This is a genomic window from Acaryochloris sp. IP29b_bin.148 (assembly GCF_028285565.1).
Classification (GTDB): Bacteria; Cyanobacteriota; Cyanobacteriia; order Thermosynechococcales; family Thermosynechococcaceae; genus Acaryochloris.
In genome coordinates, this window is sequence record NZ_JANQOY010000045.1 from 1 (window position 1) to 21,015 (window position 21,015).

Consider the following 21,015-nt stretch of genomic DNA (forward strand, 5'->3'; position numbering starts at 1 on the left):
CTCAATCTCCCGTCTAACCTTGCCCTTCTTCCGTCCTGAAACCTCAAGGGTTAGTCCCACCTGGACAACATTCGAGGGCAGATCCACTGCTTGGATCGGAGGCAGAATATCAGGCTCTACAGCCTCTAACTGAACAGTTTCAACGTTAGATACCTCACCAGCCGTCACCAGCTCTTCCAAAGACATTGGCTGTCGTTCCAGTTCCCCTTTATTTTCCAGAAACACCCCTTTAGCCGTTCGATACCTGACCTTCTGAGAATAGACCTCAAAAGCCTTTACAGAGCGTTGCCGCATTAAGGTCATGGCTAAGTAGGCATCCATGCCATTCTCGATCAGTTGGCTGGCATAGGTATGCCGTCCTTTATGGGGATGAATATCAGGCCAGCCTGCATCCTGAGCCAAAACCTTGACCAGCTTATAGATGCCCTCATATCCTAGCCGCTGCCCCTTATTGCGATGACTGGTAGACACAAACATCGGATCATCTTCCGTCATTCCTCCCTCACAGTCTGCAACCCGAACCCGGAGATTGGCCCGCAGTGCTGCGTCAGTCTGCTCATCCACAGGCACCCGACCCACTGACCCATGCTTAGCCTGCCGAATCGTGATTTCCACCCCGTTATAATCCCCGGCATTAAGTTGAGAGATTTCCTCAGCCCGTAAACCGGCATAGACCATCAAACATAGAATCGCCCGATCGCGTCTCTCCGTTTTCCGCCCTTCCAATGCTTCAAACAAAGCCTCCACCTGGAACAGCTCCAGGTTCTTCCCCTCCGTCTCTAGTGTGACCGGAATACTGATCGCCGCACCGGGATTGTCCTCGATATATCCCGCCTTTTCGAGCCAAGTAAAGAAGCTTTTAAGGGCCGTTAACACTGCTCCCACTGATCCTTGCTTCAACTTCCGACCCGACTCCAGATAAGTCTTGTAGCGTTTAAGGTCATTCATGGTAATCTGGTGCCAGTCCTTGTTTACCCACAAACTGAACCGTCGTAAATGTCGTTCATAGTTTCGTCGGGTGTTGGCCGCTAAATTCTTCAGGGATAGGAACTGTTCAATGCGTTGCGATCTCAGATTCCCCACTGCTGATGTAGGTAAGGGTGGCTTCTCTAAGGACTTTCTCTCCTCTGATTTTTCCTTGCCCAACTCAACGAGACGAACGGGCGGGATGTCGGAAATTTGAGAGAAACGCGACATAAATTGCACCACAGAGCATGAACTTGAAGATCACTATATAAGATCAGTGATTTTAATTCCAGATTTGTTGCCAGAAATCGGAATTAAAGATGCTATTCGAGTATCAAAGCTCTGCTGTGTATTGTTTTGAGCGAATTCAAAAGGTCTAAAGCTTTTGATTATTTAGTGTAATATTTACCTGCTTCTTCGAGGACATTATGAAGACCATGCTTTAGTTATCGCCAAAACTTGGAATTGGGAATTTGGGTATATCGGAGATTTGGTTCAGACGGGGGTATGGAGATCCAATCTATCGAGAAGTTTGCTTTAGTGTTCGTCAACGGCTGTTTCCTTAAACTTGGATATACACACTAAAGGTCTTACGGCTAAACGCTTAATCTCTAACTATAGAGCGCTACCGTTGTAGGGAAAGGATTTCAACGGGGTTCGTGGGATCAACAGCGAGTCAGGTGGTGGCCAAGCGTATAGAGAAAAAGCAGCAAATGCGTTGGACCCAGAAGGGAGCACATCTACTCTTGCAGGTGCGGACAAAGGTTCTGGATGGGGAATGGAAGAACACCATCAATCGGTGGTATTCAGGGTCAAAACAGATTGATGAAATGCCTGTGGCTGGGTAACTCTCCCGGTTTTTATCGCTCTCCCTAAAAGTTAATGGGAGAGTAAGAGGTAAAAAGGCTAACTGCAATGCTTTAATCTCCTGAATTATTTCATTTAATCAAATAAAAAAAAGCATGGTAATGTGATGATTGAAGTAAGTTAAATGACATTTAACAATGAAAAAACACAAATTCTTAGAGCTTTTTTATTGTCATGACTTCGAAAACTAGAAGCATGATTTTTTGTCCTTAAGAGGTATCTAGGCTTTGGAGTTATCTCTGTAACTTTAAAATAGCTTTTTTCAGATACTAATTCTATATATTTAGTGATGAATATAGGTAATTCAATGAAGAAAATTATCCAATTATTTTTTACTTCATCAGTAATTTTTCCTTTAAGCATATTTGCACAGTTTCAGCCTAGTTCTAATGCTGCAACTCTTAGCTTACTTAATGACAATATATTAATTAGTAGTCCTTCAGATGGCAGGGTTTTTAATCAAAAACAGGGACAAGGCAGGGTCAGTGTAACATCAAGTGTTCAAGGACAAGCAGTATTTAAAGTAAGTTTTGATGAGGATGATCCTATCGGATTTTACGCAGTTGATATTTCTGATAGTTTCCTGCATGGCAACAAGGATTCTTCTTCTAGTGGCTCAAATTCATTGACTTTTAATAAAGCTGTATCTAGCACAACCTCTGACACAGGAAAATTTACAGTTTCAGCTTCTAGCTTAACTGATTTATTTTCAGCAGGGCCAAAAACAGGTGATACGAAATCATTTACTGCTTCTTATAATTTAAGTACAGATATCTCAGATTTTCCTGAAGGAGCAAGCTTCAGTGGAAGCGCTAATATACCTGATTCGGTATCTTTCGTGGTCAAGCGAGTCCCTGAACCAAATACCATTCTCGGCTCAATATTAGTTATTGGCATTGGAGTTCTACTTAAGAAAATAAATTTTATAGAGTCTAAGCAGAATTCACGAAATCGTCAGTCATGATGAGTTGTCAATACTTCACATCAAAAACTTACACTGTCTATCGGCCAACATCCTATTTTTGCGACACTACCGATCAGTTATTTTAATTCCAGATTTGTGGCCAGAAATCGGAATTAAAATGCTATCCGGGTGTAAAAGTCTTACCGTGTAATGCTTTGAACGAATACCAAAATCTTTAGGCTTTTGATATTTAGTGTAATATTTACCTTCTTCTTCGAGGACATTCTGAGGGCCATGCTTTAGTTGTCGCCAGAATCTGGAATTGGGGTTTTGGGTACGTCGGCGATTTGGTTCAGATGGGGGTATGGAGATCCAATCTATTGAGAAGATCTGGTTTAGCGTACGTCATCGGCTGTTTCCTTACCCTTGGGTACACACAGTGGAAGCAGCTCTGGCTACTTCAAATCCATGCAGGGTAGGAAACCTTGAAAAATCTTCAGGTGGCCCCTATCTGACTGAGTTAAGCGGACAATTCCAGCAAGAACCAAAATGTAGCTCCGCCATCAGCAGAGCTTTCAACGTCAATAGTACCCCCGTGAGCTTCAATAATTTTTCGGCAAATGTAGAGACCAAGACCGTACCCAGTAATGTGAGTGTCAGATTGGCCACGAGTGTAAACTCCAAAGAGAGAATTGATTTTTTGAGAGTCGATACCAACACCATTATCTTGCACTGTACACCGGATCATGGGAGGGTCACTGACCTCAACATGAGCCTCTAGTGTAATATCAACACCGTCTGTATTAAATTTGAGCGCATTTTCAATCAAATTCTCAAACACCCGCTGGAGCTGACTGGGATCGGCTTTAATGGGGGGTAAATCGTTAGGGATGCGGTTGTGAATAGTGGATGAGGTCAGCTTGGCTTTGTAAGACTTTTGGAGATCCGCTATGAGGTTTTGAAGATGAATGGTTTGTAATTCGAGGGCAACCCGCCAGATATCTGATGATTCTTCCGTCATCAGAGCATTCATAAGATTGAGCTGGCGATCGCAGCTTTTTCGGATTAGGGTCAGTGCAGCTGCTTCGACCGTGATTGCAGCAGGTGCCTCTGGGGTTTGACGCTTCTCTGTATCTGCGCCAAAGGTTTGGAATAAGATCCCTTGCACCACACTTGAAATGCCCATAACCAGGTTACGGAGATCATGGCTAATGGCATGAGAATATAGTTGCAGCGACTCCTGGGCCGCCTGACGTTCATGCATTTCTTGCTCTAACCACAGGGTTCGCTCCTGAACCGCAAGCTGCAGATCTTGCTCTCGCTGGCTGAGGACATACAGCATTAACTGAAAAGCTCTTGCTAACTGCCCCGGCTCATCACGCCGATTGGTTAACGTCTCTAAACCCTGCGATGGATGTGCCATCATATGGGGTTCTTCCTGAAGCGAACAACTACTCATTTGCTTCGCTACGCGCGTGAGGATTTTAAGCGGGCGAATGACAGTACGCCACAGTAAAAGATTAATCACAAGGAACAGCGCTCCAAAAAGGCTCAGCAAAATAGTGGCAACGGCCCACAGGTTCTGATGTCCTCGGTCTAGAATCGTGTCTGCAGGAACATAGATCATCTGGGCTGCTATTACATCGTTAAGCTGCCAGCCAAACCCATTTTGATCACCATACCTATCAATTAGGCTTTGGGGGGCATCGCGTGGATTTCCATGGCAGACCAAGCACTTGGCATCCGTCATGATTAGAGGGCGAGCGAGATAAAAGAGTTTGGTCCCCCCTAAGGTCCGATAGCCAGACAAGCGTTCAACCTGATCAGGTGACATGGCTTGCAGTTGCTTGAAAATATTAGCTTCAAATTCATCGGTGAGATCATCTAGATTAGTAGGGTTAGGGGTTGCTTCCTTATAAGAAAAGTCTTTACAGATCGGTGCTTGTTGTTGAAAATCAGAAAAAATAGTCCGAGCTGCAAAATTGGGAACGCTCTCTAGAACAAAACTGTTATCCCACTCAGAACTGTCTGCCAATCTCGGCTGAATATGATTCTGCGTATAGTTCCGCACTGCCTGTGTCGTGGCCAGCAGTATCTCTGCCCGTTCTTGAATGGTTTTCTCTGCCTGATGATTGAAATGTTGCGAGAGGGCGAAGGTCTTCAGACCACTGCCAAGCAGGAAAATTAGTATTAAAAACAGACTAAATTTGGCACCGAGCTTCCAATGCATCGTTCGTAACATCTGATGTATCTACCATGAGCAGCTTTATGCCCAAGGGGCTGCAGAACCAGCTATCCCTGGTTTTTGCAACCTCTTCTAGCTAAGATAGTATTGCTTTTCCGCAATCCATCTCTCAGCATTTCACCATAACTTAATCCATACTGCTGTTCGATAGATGCCTTAGACAGTGAACTTTCCTGATTTTTAAGATCTCTCTGAAGCCCTAATACGAAGTGCAGTGTACCCTTAAAGATCTGTTTCGCGTGTGATACTCCCTAAGCTAAGGCTAAGTGAGAGGTATCTTTATCCGCAGTGTTAGCCCAGATAGCAAGCTGGGTGCGATCTCGAACCCCCACTCGACTCAGAATACTACTGACGTGATTTTTGACGGTCTTTTCGGTGATGTGTAGCGTTTTAGAAATTTCGCGATTGCTGGCCCCTGTCGCAATTAGTTTCAAGACGTCCTGTTCTCTGGGGGTTATGCCCTTAGGCGTATCAAGCTGAGGCTGCACTGGGGCTTTTAACTGTTGACAAAGCTTTTGACCCAGGCCAGGACCGAGCTGTAGATATCCCTTGTGTGCTCGCTGGATACTCTGGATGAAGTCTTCCGGGGGCGTGTTTTTGAGCAAGTAGCCAACAGCCCCTTGCTGCATGGCTTCCACTAGATACTGAGCTTCATCATGGGTGGTTAGGATGAGGATTTTGGTGTGGGGCTGTATTCGGCAAATCTCTTGAGTGGCAGTCACGCCATCCATCTCAGGCATGTTGATGTCCATTAGAATCACATCGGGCTGTAGAGCCTGAGATTGTGCGATCGCAGCCTTACCTGTCCCAGCTTCACCCACAATTTCGATCTCAGGTGTGCCTTGCGCGATCGCTTTTAGCCCATAGCAAACGATGTCCTCATCGTCCACTAGCAATACTCGAATTGGATCCTGATGCGTCATCATAAATGTGCGCTTAGCTCCATATTCCTAAACAGAAGTTCGAAACAGTGTTTCTCTCTCTAACTAAGGATTTTAGAAGGCGTTTCTTTGCCTTGTATGAGAGTTGACTTAGAAAGCACTGTGAATAAACTGTGACAACCGATACATTTCAGTCGTACTGGTATGGAAAAGATTGGAGAGCGATTAAAACCGGGGGAAACGCTAATATACCGTCTTTTGAATAACATCCCTTAGGCAGAGATTTAGTGCGCCAAATAGAACCCCAGAATCTTGGCTATGGCTGGGAATTAACTATCCTTCTTAAGCCTCCGGTTTGACCGGAGGACTCGTAAGGTCTAACCTTTACCGCGGTCATAGTCACATCCAACAAATCCGGGTGTTGCCAACCCCACAATTCTTGGCCTGACAGTCCAACTTCAGGGTGATAACAGCGTGTTATAGAGATGCGCTGCCGTCAACAGCAAAAAATGAGAGTTTATGACCATCGATTAAAATCCCCTTTAAGGGGTTCTTCCAAGCCTCCGGTTTTACCGGAGGTGTTTGACTATCAAAGCAATCTCACTTCGATATAAGTGCTTGGGAGGCTGAAAACCCCACTCTACATAATTTCCCCCAATCTTAATCGTTCTCACTGCACTAGGGTTAAGTAGGTTGGAATCTATTGATTGGACTGGATTTTGAGCATCAGAACTCCTCACGAATGTCAAACTAAAAGACTGGAGTTTTTTAGTTCGTGTTGGTGGAAGCCTATACAGTGAAGGGTACAGCTAAAGTCGACTAGGAAATAAAACCCGAAATTAGTTGCTAGGAAGTAATATTTAGCTTACAGAGTATTTAGAGCACGGCATAAAAATAACAACTTCAACGGCTTGATTTTCGGCAGGTCTTAAAATTGTGTAATCGTAGTCTCGATAGCCCAAAGAGGGGTGGTCAAACTCCTTGCGACCATCGTCACGGCCAGTCACGTCTGGCCGTGCCCACCAATCCCTGAACTCGGGACTCACACGACTCAATAGTTCAATTAAGTCAACGAACAGTGGATTGCCTATCTCAGATGCATAAATTGCCCTAAACTGGCGGATCGTAATCTTGGCATGCCACTCCCAATTTCTGAGGTGTTTGGTAAAAATTTCTTCTGTAAAAAAAAGATAAAGTATATTTTTTCGATCTGGGGAAACATGAGTCCAATCACTAAAAAACTCATCAGCGGCACCATTTTGCCCCAGGATTTGCCAATCTTTGCTCAGAATAATGGCAGGGGCTTCTGGCAAATGAGCAATCAGGCGCTGCATGATCTGAATATCAGCATCTTGGGCCTTTGTTGGCATCACTGCATGTTCTGTTAATGCATAGAGATGCCGCCTTTCTGCTGGCGTGAGGCGAAAGACATCTGCAAGACTATCTAACACGCGGATGGAGGGTTGAATATCGCGGCCCTGCTCTAACCAGGTGTACCAATCCACACTGATTGAGGCAAGTGTGGCAACTTCAGCGCGAGAAAGCCCCGGGTTGCGTCTACGCGGTCGCACAGGCAATCCCAAGGACTCTGGCTGTGTTCGAGCACGGCAAGATTTAAGGAACTCAGCAAGCAAGCTCAATCGTTCAGCTTTAGCTTCATCACGCTGCTCACTATTAGTAGGAGTCACAATCCTAGGTTTAGACCTCATCTTGTCCTCTTGCGTTAAAACGGATATTCTCCAGAAGTCATCTTGAACTTAAGGATTAAACCTACCACGCCCATCATATGTATGACGAAAAAGCAGGGATAAAAATATAAATATCTCTCAAGGGACTCCTAGGATAACGGTACTTAGAATTCATGGTGTTGAGGATCAACACGTGCAATTTGGTGCAGAAATTCTAGCTACATTTTCTACTGGATATGGCAGTTGACCCATGTCTGTAAGCTCACTGTAGAATCCTATAAAACATGCAAGACTTTAAATTTAACAATCCAGTCAAAATTTTGTTTGGCAAAGGCCAAATTGCCAGTATCTCCGAGCAAATATCACCGAATGCCAAGGTCTTAATGGTCTATGGTGGCGGCAGTATTAAGCAGAATGGCGTTTATGAGCAAGTTATTGCTGCGCTGGGCGATCGCTCAGTCATCGAATTTGGTGGTGTTGAACCGAACCCCAAGCTGGAGACATTAACAGCAGCAATAGAAATCGCCCGATCAAACTCCATCGATTTTTTGCTGGCGGTGGGCGGCGGTTCTGTGATAGACGCCACTAAGTTTATCGCTGCAGCCACTCACTTCCAAGGCGATCCTTGGGATATTTTGGCCAAGCGTGAACCCGTTGCCTCAGCCCTACCGCTAGGCACGGTGCTGACGCTGCCAGCAACTGGCTCAGAAATGAATCGTTTTTTTGTGATCACAAATGACACGACCCAAGAGAAAGTCGGCTACGGCAGTGAACAAGTCTTCCCGCAGTTTTCTGTTCTTGATCCAGAAACCACGTTTTCCTTGCCGCTTCGCCAAATCAGTAACGGGATCGTCGATGCCTTTACCCATACGGTGGAGCAGTATTTAACCTACCCAGTCCATGCGCCTCTACAGGATCGGATGGCTGAATCCATTTTGACAACGCTCATCGAAGAGGGGCCTAAAACCCTGGCGGATCCAGCCGACTATGAGTCAAGGGCGAATGTTATGTGGTGTGCATCTATGGCCTTGAATGGCTTAATTGGGGCCGGTGTTCCCCAAGATTGGGCGACACACATGATTGGGCATGAACTGACGGCACTGTATCAGTTAGATCATGCACAGACGTTAGCGGTGGTCCTCCCTAGTCTCCTGCAGGTCAAGCAGGACAAGAAGAAAACCAAGCTACTACAGTATGCCGAGCGTGTTTGGAATATTACCGCAGGTGATGAGAGTCAACGAATCTCGCAGGCGATCGCATCCACAGCTCAATTCTTCGCGTCAGTGGGCGTTGCCACTCGTCTTTCTGACTATCGCGTGGATCAATCCGCCATCAAAAGAGTCGCTCAAAAGTTAGATAAGCAAGGCGCTACTGGCCTAGGTGAACATCAAGATATCTCCCCCACTGACGTTGAGAGAATCCTAACGCTGAGTGCTTAACGTGCTTTGGTTTGAATCATCGTCAGGTCCACTCTTCATCAGAAAAAAATATGTTAAATCCGTCGTCTCATAGCTTAGGGGACTCCCCCCTTATTTCAGCCGATCAGTGTTTGAATCTCATTCATGAACCAGCTGTCAAGATTTTTGACGTTCGCGGAAAATGGGGGAGTTCATCGACCGAAGCGTCTGCAGACTATCGAAAAGGTCATATCCCAGGGGCTGTATTTCTAGATTGGAGGGCTCATTTTCTAGAACTTGATCGGCCAACGCATCTGGCACCTGTAGCGTCTCAAAAATACGCCAATATGTCCTTCCAGATATTAGGTATCTCCAGTGAAGACTTAGTTATTCTTTATGATGACTACCATCACATGCTTGCCAGCCGTATTTGGTGGGCGATGCGGTATTGGGGATTTACGAATGTCAAGATTCTAAACGGTGGTTGGGAAGACTGGTGTAGAAAAAGATTGCCTTATTCATCTGCCCATAAATATCCCCCACATGGAAACTTTAAGGCCACGGAACAAAGCTATCTCCGGGTCAGTTTAGAGACACTTCTGAAAACGAAAGATGAGAGCAATTTAATTGATGCCCGAGGCATGCAGTCGCATCGAGGGAATACTGATGATGACAGAAGTGGACATATACCGGAAGCCATTAACATCCCATTCCGTGAAGTCTTGAATGAAGAGACTGGATACTTCAAGGAGTCTTTTGAACTTGAGGCGTTGTTTAGTCAAAAGCTACCCGATTTCAGAAACTCGCCCATCATTTCTTCTTGTGGTTCTGGCTATGCTGGCACCATTATTTTGGTGGCGCTCTACGAGATTGGTATAGAAGCTCCACTCTTTGATGACTCTTTTTCTGTATGGAAATTGAATGAGAGTCTGCCCGTTGAAAAAGGAATCACAGACATGGTGAGTGTCTAAAACAATAGAGGTGAGAGCAATACAGCGGCTTTATCTCTGTCTATCCAGCAAAATAATACATAACCCCTGAGAGGAAATATCATGACCTATACGTCTACATCTGAAGCTGCGATCGCGATTGAGGAGGTCAACCAGAAATTTGAAGCCGCGATGGTTGCGGGGAGCGCTTCCGGTCTCACTGCCATTTACACCACCGATGGGAAGCTATTACCACCCAACACCCCCATCATTCAGGGACACGACAACATTCATACCTATTGGGAGAGCGTCCTTAATCAAGGCATTGGTAGCGCTGATTTGGAAACCCTTGAGCTTGATGAACTGGGTGAGACGGCCATTGAAGTCGGTTCATTTGTGATGAAAACGCCTGAGGGGTCACTTGCGGATACCGGCAAGTATGTGGTGGTCTGGAAAAAAGAACAGGGGCAATGGAAATATCATCGTGATATTTGGAGTAGCTCCAATCAAGTGAGAGCGATTAAAACCGGGGGAAACGTTAATATACCGTCTTTTGAATAACATCCCTTATGCAGAGATTTAGTGCGTCAAATAGAACCCCAAAATCTTGGCTATGGCTGGGAATTAATTATCAAAGCAATCTCACTTCGATATAAGTGCTTGGGAGGCTGAAAACTCCACTCTACATAATTCCTCCCGGTTTTAAGCTCTCAAAAGATTGTGAGCACACCGCATTCCCTCACAACTTGGGAGGATAGCCCTCTTCCCTAAAGCTTTTTCAAATACCCAACCCACCATCTTTCACGGCGCTAGGTCTTAAGTCCCAATGAAGATTTAGGTCTAACGCCTCAAGACGGTAAAAGCTTGCCCTGCCTATGATTCAACTATTCGATGAATCACCTGCCACCTAGCAGGATTGATTGCGAGCATAGCGACGATGCCGCGTCATGGCTTGGGCGTAGCTATTACTCACCACTAAATTCACAGCAAGAGATAGGAGAATCACTTATGGCCAGTCGAAGCAATCAATTCAATGGTCCCAACCAGCTCAATGACCCCATTATCCTCAACGATAATGAGAGAGCTACGATTCGAGAAGGCCTTGTTGCTCCTCAGGGACAACCCGCTGTCAATATTGTGGGCGAAGACGCCACCCTACGGGTCACGAGATCAGGCTCCATCTTAGCCCCCGATTCCGGTAACACTGCAGTTCTATCCAGTGGCGAAGATGCCCGGATCACAAACCGGGGGGCTATTTCTGGGGCATTCAACGGTATCAGCTCCACTGGGAATGATTTAAGACTCTCTAACTCTGGCCTGATCAGTTCGGATAGTCGGGCGGTTGACCTTAGCGATGGCGATGGCATTCGGGTTCGTAACTCTGGCACCATTCTGGGAACTGGCAATCAGCGCAACGGCACGCTCTACGTTGACGGTACGGTTGATGATTTAGAGATTAATAATACTCGTCGGGGTGTTATTGATGCCGGAGAAGGCAACCTAGGGGATGCAATCTCCGTTCAAGTGGGTGCTGCGGGCGACCCTAGTAACGACAATATCCGCATTGATAATGATGGCCTACTTCAGGGGCGAGGCGATGGGCCTGAAGTCTTCGCGGATGGCGCTCGCGAGGCCGCCAATGGCTCCAGCGGTCTACGGTTTTTCAATGGCTCTGAACAGTCCCAGGCAACGATCTCAGGTTCGGTATCCAACAGCGGCACCATTACCTCAGAAGTAAACGTTGGCTTCTTGGGGGGCCTAGTGGTCGAAGATGGCGTTGCTTTCCAGGGACGGATTACTAATGAGCGTCGTGGTCTGATTTCTGGCCCCCGTAATGGTTTATACATCGGTAATGCGGAACACGATCTCGACATCGTTAATCGAGGGCGTATTGAGTCTGGTAGTCGAGCCGTCAACATTGATGGCAAAGGCGTCAACCTATTCAACTCTGGTCAAATTGTTGGTACTAACAATCAGCGGAATGGAACTGTTTACTCCGATGCCACCGCCGATGACTATGCCATCGTTAACGGTCGTCGTGGCGTTATTGATGCTGGTCGAGGGAATCAAGGTGCAGGGGTCGCCCTTCAGACAGGTGAAGTTGTTGGTGACGTGGTTAACGCAACTTTCCGTAATGCTGGCATCATCCAAGGTCGTGGACAGGCTGCTGCTAACCTCGGTCTAGCTGGTGACGGTCTTCGCATTTTCTCTGGTGTTACAGATGGTGGTACAACCTATCAGGGGGACATCATCAACAGCGACAGAATCCTCTCAGAAAGCACCCAAGGCCCCACTGCTGCCATTCGCTTCTCCAATGGTTTGGCCTATCAAGGAACTCTTACCAACGAGCGACACGGTCTGATTGCTGGTGCTCAAAATGGTTTGTATTTTGGTGATGCTGCCCATGATGCCAACGTTGTTAACCGGGGGACTATTGCGAGCGATAGCCGCGCAGTCAATATTGATGGAACTGGTGTTAATTTGACCAACTCAGGTCGGATTATTGGGTCAGGCAATCAGCGCAACGGCACCGTTTACTCTGATGCCACCGCAGATAACTATTCCATCGTCAACGAGCGTCGCGGTGTCATTGATGCTGGACGCGGTAACCAAGGTGCTGGGATTTCTCTCCAAACTGGAGAGGTGGATGGTGATATTGTCACAGCCTCCATTAGCAACGCTGGCCGGATTCAAGGTCGTGGAGCGGGTGAAGGCAACCTTGAAGGAGATGGGATTCGTGTCTTTGCAGGTGCGGACAATACCACATTGACCTCTGATATCGACAATAGGGGTCGGATCCTAGGGTCTGACGATGGAATTGATATCCGGGCTGGGACGACGCTAGATGGGGATATCAATAACAGAGGCATTATCTTTGGGAGGAACAATGGCGTTGAGATCAGTGGCGCTGTTGCTGGCTCAATTAACAATGATGGTTTGATTGCAGGTAAAGTAGCGGCCATCGATGCCGCCAATGCGGAGGCAGCCGTCACGGTTAACAATCGTGGTGCTCTCAGGGGGGATGTCATCCTTAGTGGTTTTGATGATACCTTCACCTCTTCATCTCGCCGGGGTGCCGTTGTCACTGGTGGTCTGGGTAACGACAGTATCAGTGGCGGCACAGGTCGCGATACCGTTCGCTTTGATGATATTGACGTCCCTGTCAACGTTACCTTGGATGACAATGGCAATGGTACGGCAACCCGCGAGAATGGCTTCGCTCTAAACTTCGAGAATATTGAAGTCGATTCTTTGAATACTGCAGCAGTTGCAGATGATGCAGCCTTTTTGACAGAAGCTTTAGCGGGCAACCTGTACTTCAACATTCACACGAATGACTTCAACGGTGGTGAAATCCGTGGTCAGTTGGACAACATCGTGAACGATGTCACAGAAGGTGGCGTTCGCACTGTCGTTCTTTCGGCAGTTCTGGATGCAGCCCAAGAACCTGGACCCACTTCTGACTCTGCAGCAACTGGTGAAGGTCTTGTCACCTTAACAGTCTCACCAGATGGTAGCGTTACCTATGATCTCAGTCTGCAAACCACTGGGCTGGCAACCTCTGACCTGCTCCCAGTTGCTGGGTTCAGCGCCATTCATTTGCATAATGCCCCTGCAGGCGTTAACGGACCTGTCATTCTTGACGTTGTTCAAGATGCTGGAGGAGACATCACTGGACTGGCTCAGGCTCCTGGGGTTGATACGGGTGATGGCAATGTCTTCACTGAGATTATCGAGACAGATACTCTCGCTGCTATTGAGAACGTCGTTGGCTCTAACGACAATGATGTGATCCTAGCGGCGGCTGGTAGTAACCGTCTAGAGGGTAATGATGGTAACGATGAGCTAGCAGGTGGTGCTGGCAATGACACCCTCTTAGGGGGAATTGGTAACGATACGCTTCGCGGTGGCGGCGGTAACGACATAACCAATGGTGGGTTGGGAATTGATACTGCTGACTTCTCTGATATTGGTGCTGCTGTGACGGCTCGGCTTGGTGAGCATGGTCGTGGTACGGCTATCTACCAAGGACCTAACAACTTAGTCACTGACCAGCTCATTTCTATTGAGAACCTGACAGGGTCTGAGAATAATGATGTGTTGTTAGGCAATGCAGAAGTCAATGTTCTCGTCGGCAATGGCGGAGATGACACCCTAACTGGAGGCCTAGGAGCCGATACCTTTGTCTTCGGACCTGAGGACTTGGGGGCAGATGTGGTGACTGATTTCCAAGATGGCCTTGATCTGCTTGACGTGAGTGCCTTTAGCCTCGGCACCACCGATCTACAGTCTGTGATCAGCAGCGCCCAACAGATTGGCGGTGATGTACTACTAACCTTCGCACAGGAAAACACAGTTTTGCTGGAAGGTGTGCAGGCTCAAGTCCTAGACACCAGTGATTTCCTTTTCTAGACAAAGAAACCTCGGCGGCAGGTTGGAGTCTGCCGCCTTTACTTCAACAACTCTTTATGATTGCTGCTCAAAAATAAGTGAGCGAAAAAATTGATTGTGAGACTCGGCGAGACAGCAATAGGACTGCTTACCCCATATTCATCAGAGGATTAAGTGATGGATGATGAAATTCGTATCGTGATTGAGAAGTTCTCGGTCACCAGCCAAACCGTCACCAAGCGCGATATCGTCAAGATCTACGACCTTAAGAAACCAGCATCCATTTTAGAATTGGGGCTTTGCCATCAGGAGCAGATCGCGCTGCTGACCAAAATCCAAAACGCAATTCTAGCCGAGCAAGCTACTCTGATTGACCCCAAGTTCACCATTTGCCCGAAGTGCGGTCAGAAAGTCTCCAAAAATGGCTTTATGCGATCTATCTTCCACGCCGTCTTTAGCGATCACAAGCTCCGTCTGCAAAAGCATCGCTGTACCAACCCTGACTGTGGCTGGCAAAGTACACCGACAACGCTAACGGAGTTTGGCACTGACACCCATCCTGACTTAGCCAAATTGCAGTGCGAACAGGGAGCAACCAACAGCTATCGCGTCGCCCAGACCAATCTCGAAAAACTCAACTGTCAACGGCGGAGTGTCAACAATCACGTTCAAGTTCGCGCCACTACGAATCGGATTGGCGAACGCCTAGCTGCCGAGAATGGTGAATTTGCCAAGCCAGTCGGCCCACCCGCCACTCAACTTGTTGTCCATCTTGAGCGGGGACTTGTTCCTGTTCAGAGTCAGGATCAGACTGAAGTGCTGCTGGGCATGATCTATCGGTTGGACAAGCCGCCAAACAAGTCGACGGCCACCCAGGTGATCACGCCGACTTATGTTGCTTCTGCGATCGCTGATGATCAGAAAACTTTTGAAACATACCTCCTTAATGCCTGCCTTCGGCAAGGTCTAAGCTCAACAACCCAACTTTATGGACTCATCGATCATGCCAGTTACTGCAGCAATATCCTAACGGTGTTGCAACCTTACGTCCGAACCTTAGAGCCACTCCTGGATTGGTATCATGTCGTCAAACAATTTGATGTTGCCCAACAGGACTTAAGTGCGCTGCTTGCAAAGTTCTTAGAGCGAGCTAAGCACGACGTTTGGAACGGCCAAGTGGATGAGGCTCTCATTAAAATTGAGTTTATGCAGGCCAAGCTATCGGAAAAGACGCAACTGCGTCGCGTAAATGCTTTACAGACGTATCTACAGGTCAATCACGACTACCTCGTGCATTACAGCCAATGGGAAGAAGACCATAAGCCGTTTACCAGTGAAGCGATCGCCATCCATGTCGATACGCTTATTGAAGCGAGGAGCCGCCAGCGCCGAACTCGGTGGACTTATGAAGGAGCGCACAATCTTCTGCAAATCAGAGCGGCTATGGCAAGTCACTCGTGGGATGAACGGTGGCCAGAATTAGTGATGAGGGTGCATCCTTGAGTTGTTCAGCATCACTATTCATATTTACACTCACGCAGATCTTGTCATCTATTAATGCATAGATTATTCATCAGCGCTGTGTTTTACTCCACATTCTGGCAGGCAAAGGGTATGATAATTTGCCTCGGTAGTGCTGCAGCTTGGCTATCAAAAGCCTTGCCAGACAAAAGTTTAATGGGGGACTAGTTACTGAGACAACATTATTAGTAGCTTGAACGTGTCTGATGTCGGCGCTGGACAAACTGTGTTACTGAAACTCTAGTTTATGGGTTGTTTGGGGTGATTGCACCCATGGATGCCCACCGGCATCCCTAGAGTTGAGTCAGAGGTTTGTGGGTATCGACAATACCGTCGTCTCAACCCAGCGCCTGCTGCGGCCTGCATGATGTGAGGTCTCCGCTGCTGCGAACCTTCAGCAGTCGGTTAATAGGAAATATTAACGCCATGACAAATGCTCTGTTCAACTACTTTAATCGATTTGGATTCCATCCGTTTGGTGGCCCAGAGATACTAGATAACAGTATTACCCTTGGCAATGGTGGCCGCGCCTTTATTCGTAAGGATCTGGTCGCGCCCGTCGGTGTCCCCGCTGTTGACATTACAGGGAACCATGCTTCTTTGTTTGTCTCCCGTCGCGGCTCTCTTTCAGCCCCCGATGAGGGTAATACTGCCGTTTTGGTCAGCGGTGCCAATGCTCGAATTACAAACTTCGGATCCATCGCGGGTCATTTCAACGGTATCAGCTCTACGGGGGATGGCCTCAGGCTAAGGAATTTCGGCACCATCAGCTCCAATAGTCGCGCCGTTGACCTCAGTGATGGCGATGGGATTCGCGTCGCCAACTTTGGCCGGATTCTCGGGACAGGTAATCAGCGCAACGGCACGCTGTATGTCGATGGTACGGTTGACGATCTCAGAATCTTTAACAGTCGTCGGGGCGTGATTGATGCGGGTAGAGGCAACCTTGGCGACGCCATTTCCGTGCAGGTTGGCGCTTCAGACGACCCCAGTAATGACGATATCAATATCGTTAACTTTGGGCGCTTACAGGGCCGAGGAGATGGCGCTGAAGTCTTTGCCGATGGCGCACGGGTGAACGGAAATGGCTCCAGCGGTCTGCGCTTTTTCAACGGTTCTGGCCTTCCAGAAGCTACGATCAGCGGCTCGGTCCAGAACAACGGCACGATTACGGCAGAGGTGAACGTTGGCTTCCTCGGCGGCGTCGTGATTGAAGATGGTGTGGCTTTTGATGGGCGCATTATCAACGGGTTTAGAGGGGTGATTAGTGGTCCTCGCAACGGCCTTTACATTGGTAATGCTGAGCACGATCTGGATATTTTCAATCGTGGACGCATTGAGTCTGGTAGCCGCGCCGTCAATTTGGACGGCGACAATGTGACGTTCACCAATACGGGTGATGTGGTCGGTACCAACGATCAGCGCAATGGCACCCTGTATGTGGATGGAACGGCAGATGAGATCAGCATTAGGAATCGGCGACGGGGCGTCATCGACGCGGGGGCTGGTAACGCCGGTAGTGGCGTCTCTGTTCAAGTGGGTGGCTCTTCTGAAAATGGCCTCAGCGAAGGCATCAGTATTGATAACAGCGGTCTGATTCGAGGACGCGGCAGCGACAATGTTCCAGCAGGGGTACGTCTATTCGTAGGCTCTGGCTTAGACACCGCAACCTTCTCAGGGACCATTGCGAATAATAGAGGCGGTGTCATTGCCTCTGAAACCGATGCTGGCATTTTGATCGAGTCAGGCGTTGTGTTTGACGGTCAGATTACCAATCGCGGCACAGTTGCGGGCGGCAACGGTTTTGCCATTGATGCTGACGGTGCCTTGGGCAGCGTGGACGTGACGAATAGTGGTGCCCTTGACGACGAGGTTCGTCTGGGAGCGGGTAGCGATCGCTTCACTCAATTGGCACGCAAAGGCGTTACCGTAACAGGTGGCCTGGGCAACGACACCATTGTCGGCGGCAGGGGGACCGATACCGTTCGCTACGACGACAGCGATGTAGGCGTTACCGTTGATTTGGGTGCAGGAGCTGCTGAGCGCGAGACGGGCTTCAACGTCACCATCGCAGATTTGGCCCTCATCAACCCCAACGACGGCATTGATCCGGCCACCATTGTCGAAGAAGGAATTGCCGAAAATCTGTACTTCAACTTTCACACCACTGACTTCCCCTCCGGTGAGCTGCGCGGCCAGCTTGAATTGGTTGCTGACAATCGAGATGGCAGCGGCGTCGGCACGGTTGAGTTCACGGTGGTCCTCAGCGGTGACCAAGAAGTGCCTCCCGTGGAGACGGATGCGTCAGGCATCGCCACCACCACCTTTACCGTGGGGCCAGACGGATCGGTCGCTTACAGCACAGTGGCTTCGCTGTCGGGTATCACTCAAGCCGATCTATTGCCCGTCAATATCGGTAACGGTACGCTCAGTCCGATTCACCTCCATAATGCACCGACAGGCATCAACGGTCCCGTGGTGGTCGATATCGCCAGCGATGCAGGGCCAGATGGAATTGGTGCCGATGGCTTCAACCTCACTGTGCCGGAACTGGCGCTAGTTAACCCCAATGCTGGGATTGGCGCTGACCAAATCATTGCTGAGGGCGTTGCTGGTAACCTTTACTTCAATTTCCACACCAACGACTTCCCCTCCGGTGAAGTGCGGGGTCAGCTTGAGTTGATTACCGACAATCGTGATGCAGACGGCATCGGTACTGTTGAGTTCGCGGCAGACCTTAGTGGTGATCAAGAAGTGCCTCCGGTTGACACTGATTCATCAGGAACGGCGACTGCCCTGTTTACAGTTGCACCGGATGGATCCGTTACCTATAGCACCAGTGCTTCCTTAGTTGGCATCAACCCCGAAGATCTGTTGCCCGTGAATATCGGTAATGGAACGCTCAGCCCCATCCATTTGCACAATGCGCCTGCAGGCGTCAACGGCCCGGTTGTCGTTGATATCGCCACCGATGCGGGTCCAACAGGACTCGTCCCCATTGCTGAGATCGATACACTCACCAACATTGAGAACGTGGTTGGATCGAACGACGCCGATCTGCTCATTGGAGATGGCGAAGGCAATACGCTGCAGGGGCTAGACGGCAACGACACGCTTCAGGGCGGCGGCGGCAATGACACCCTAGAAGGCGGTGCAGGAGACGACACGCTTCAGGGTGGCGGCGGGAACGATAGCCTCGATGGCGGCGAAGGACTCGATACGGCCAGCTTTGCCGACATCGGCGCGGACGTTAACGTCACGCTCAATGCTGATGGGACTGGCTCGGCAGAATATGAAGTCAATGGCCGCACGGTCACCGATACATTCACCAGTATCGAAGGCGTAATCGGTTCTGCAAACAACGATACCATCATTGCCAATGGTGCAGCGGGTAACATCATTGAGGGTGGCGCAGGGGATGACTTCATTGGGGGCGCAGGCGGTACCGATACACTCGATGGCGGCGAGGGGAACGACACCAATTCCTTTGTCAATATCGGTGCTCCGGTCGTGGCTAGCTTGGCTAGCGGCAGCGCATCTTACGAAGTAGGGTCCGGCACCGTCTTCGAGAACTTCTCTAACTTTGAGAATCTGGACGGTTCTGCCCAAAACGATCAGCTCTTTGGCGACGGAAACGACAATACCCTTGCTGGTAACGACGGCGATGATCTCCTCTCTGGCGGCGGCGGTGACGATACGCTGCTGGGGGGACTCGGTGACGATACGCTCCAAGGTGGCGGCGGTAACGACCTCACGGATGGCGGTGACGGTATCGACACGGCTGACTTCCAAAATATTGGTGCTGATGTGACTGCTGATCTGTCTACAGGACAGGCTGAGTACGTCGCCAACGGTAACCCGATTCAAGATCAGCTCAGCAATATTGAGAATCTGACGGGTTCCACCAATAACGATGCTCTCACTGGCGATGATGGCAACAATGTATTGGCGGGTAATGCAGGGAACGATACCCTCCAGGGCGGTGCAGGCAACGATCTGCTACGCGGCGACGAGATCGGTTCAGGCACAGCGATTCGCGTCACTGTCACCAACACGCTGGGTGAAGGCGGCACCTTCTTAACCCCCATTTGGTTCGGTTTTCATGATGGTGCTAACTTCGATCTGTTTACAGCAGGTGAAGCGGCCAGTTTTGGCCTAGAACGACTGGCAGAAGACGGTTCTATTGAAGGGATTGCCGCTGAGTTCAATGCTCAAACGGGTGCTAATGGCGTTGATGGCACCATCATCGGGGGTGCTGGCGCACCCGGACCCATTGATCCGGGTGAAAGTGCCTCTTTGACGCTAAATGTCAACGCCAATCAAGTTGGGCAAGGGTTCTTTACCTGGGGCACGATGATTATTCCGTCTAATGATGCCTTCCTATCGGTACCCGATAATCCCTTGGCCGATCCGATCTTCGATGCAGCAGGGAACTTTATTGGTCCGGTTGTCATTGAGCGCCGCGGTAGCGATGTGCTTGATGCCGGAACTGAAGTTAACAATGAGCTAGACGCAGCCTTCCTCAACCAAACAGCCCGCGATACCGGGCTGGATGAGAACGGTGTTGTCGGTGCTCATCCTGGCTTCAATGGTTCAGTGGGCAATCCTGATGCTACGCCCGTCAATATCTTGGGGGGGACAACCGCTCCAGGTGCCGTTATCGATCCGGTGGTGGGTGACTTCACAGCAGATGATGATCTATTGCTGCGGATCAACATTGAGCGGGTTGCGATCGCAGATGCAGGCGACGATGTACTCGAAGGTGGAGACGGCAACGATACCCTCGAAGGGGGCGGCGGCGATGACACCCTAACGGGTGGCGCTGGCAGTGACGTGTTTGTGTTTGAACCCGATAGCGGGGCTAATGTCGTGACTGACTTTGATATTGCCGATGACATCCTTGATATCAGTGCCATCTTTAGCGATCTTGACGCTACTTTAGGCGCTGCCAGTCAAGAAGGAAATGACGTCGCGATCGACTTTGGTGACAATAACTCTGCTCTATTGCTCAATGTTGATCTGACAACACTCAGAGATAACAATTTCATCTTTGAGTAGGTGATTTATCAAATGCCTAATCTGAGTTCGGGGTAAGTCCGTTTCTAAGATCCTTCTACGCAAGAAGGTAGGGTTTAGCCCACGCAAGCATCAGGGAGTTCGCTTATCTCGAACTCAGGTGATTTCTAAAGTGTTTGACTAAGGAGGTTGGGTTTAGTTCTGTTATC

General features: G+C 48.9%; 11 protein-coding genes and 1 pseudogene. 8 read left to right on the forward strand and 4 right to left on the reverse strand.

What is annotated here, in order from left to right:
* Positions 1-1,197, reverse strand: a 1,197-nt coding sequence (locus Q0986_RS04670) for a tyrosine-type recombinase/integrase (RefSeq protein WP_299404810.1), incomplete at its 3' end; no start/stop codon positions are given.
* A 389-nt stretch (positions 1,198-1,586) separates the two neighbouring features.
* Between Q0986_RS04670 and Q0986_RS04675 the strand changes: the two are divergent.
* A pseudogene (locus tag Q0986_RS04675) lies at positions 1,587-1,814 on the forward strand (ISKra4 family transposase); the annotation flags it as partial.
* A 326-nt stretch (positions 1,815-2,140) separates the two neighbouring features.
* Positions 2,141-2,797: a PEP-CTERM sorting domain-containing protein gene (locus Q0986_RS04680; protein WP_299404814.1), complete on the forward strand. Its 657-nt coding sequence runs from the start codon at positions 2,141-2,143 to the stop codon at positions 2,795-2,797.
* Positions 2,798-3,257: 460 nt separating this feature from the next.
* On the opposite strand, the gene Q0986_RS04685 is transcribed toward Q0986_RS04680, so the two are convergent.
* The 3 genes from Q0986_RS04685 to Q0986_RS04695 form a co-directional block, all read right to left on the reverse strand.
* Positions 3,258-4,979, reverse strand: a complete 1,722-nt coding sequence (locus tag Q0986_RS04685) for a DUF3365 domain-containing protein (protein ID WP_299404818.1) — start codon at positions 4,977-4,979, stop codon at positions 3,258-3,260.
* 254 nt (positions 4,980-5,233) lie between these two features.
* Positions 5,234-5,908, reverse strand: a complete 675-nt coding sequence (locus tag Q0986_RS04690) for a response regulator transcription factor (protein ID WP_299404821.1) — start codon at positions 5,906-5,908, stop codon at positions 5,234-5,236.
* Between the two features lie 815 nt (positions 5,909-6,723).
* A complete protein-coding gene (locus tag Q0986_RS04695; protein ID WP_299404826.1) occupies positions 6,724-7,551 on the reverse strand; it encodes a helix-turn-helix transcriptional regulator in 828 nt (275 codons plus the stop codon).
* 284 nt (positions 7,552-7,835) lie between these two features.
* Between Q0986_RS04695 and Q0986_RS04700 the strand changes: the two genes are divergently transcribed.
* The 6 genes from Q0986_RS04700 (at position 7,836) to Q0986_RS04725 (ending at position 20,848) form a co-directional block, all read left to right on the forward strand.
* Complete coding sequence (locus Q0986_RS04700) at positions 7,836-8,990, forward strand: iron-containing alcohol dehydrogenase (RefSeq protein WP_299404829.1); 1,155 nt, start codon at positions 7,836-7,838, stop codon at positions 8,988-8,990.
* A gap of 50 nt (positions 8,991-9,040) precedes the next feature.
* Positions 9,041-9,919, forward strand: a complete 879-nt coding sequence (locus tag Q0986_RS04705) for a sulfurtransferase (RefSeq protein WP_299404834.1) — start codon at positions 9,041-9,043, stop codon at positions 9,917-9,919.
* A gap of 81 nt (positions 9,920-10,000) precedes the next feature.
* Complete coding sequence (locus tag Q0986_RS04710; RefSeq protein WP_299404838.1) at positions 10,001-10,438, forward strand: DUF4440 domain-containing protein; 438 nt, start codon at positions 10,001-10,003, stop codon at positions 10,436-10,438.
* 447 nt (positions 10,439-10,885) lie between these two features.
* A complete protein-coding gene (locus tag Q0986_RS04715) occupies positions 10,886-14,290 on the forward strand; it encodes a CHRD domain-containing protein (protein WP_299404842.1) in 3,405 nt (1,134 codons plus the stop codon).
* A 156-nt stretch (positions 14,291-14,446) separates the two neighbouring features.
* The gene (locus Q0986_RS04720; protein WP_299404846.1) at positions 14,447-15,772 is read left to right on the forward strand and encodes an ISKra4 family transposase; all 1,326 of its coding nucleotides are present in this window, start codon (positions 14,447-14,449) and stop codon (positions 15,770-15,772) included.
* 444 nt (positions 15,773-16,216) lie between these two features.
* A complete protein-coding gene (locus Q0986_RS04725) occupies positions 16,217-20,848 on the forward strand; it encodes a CHRD domain-containing protein (RefSeq protein WP_299404850.1) in 4,632 nt (1,543 codons plus the stop codon).
* Positions 20,849-21,015: the final 167 nt, after the last annotated feature.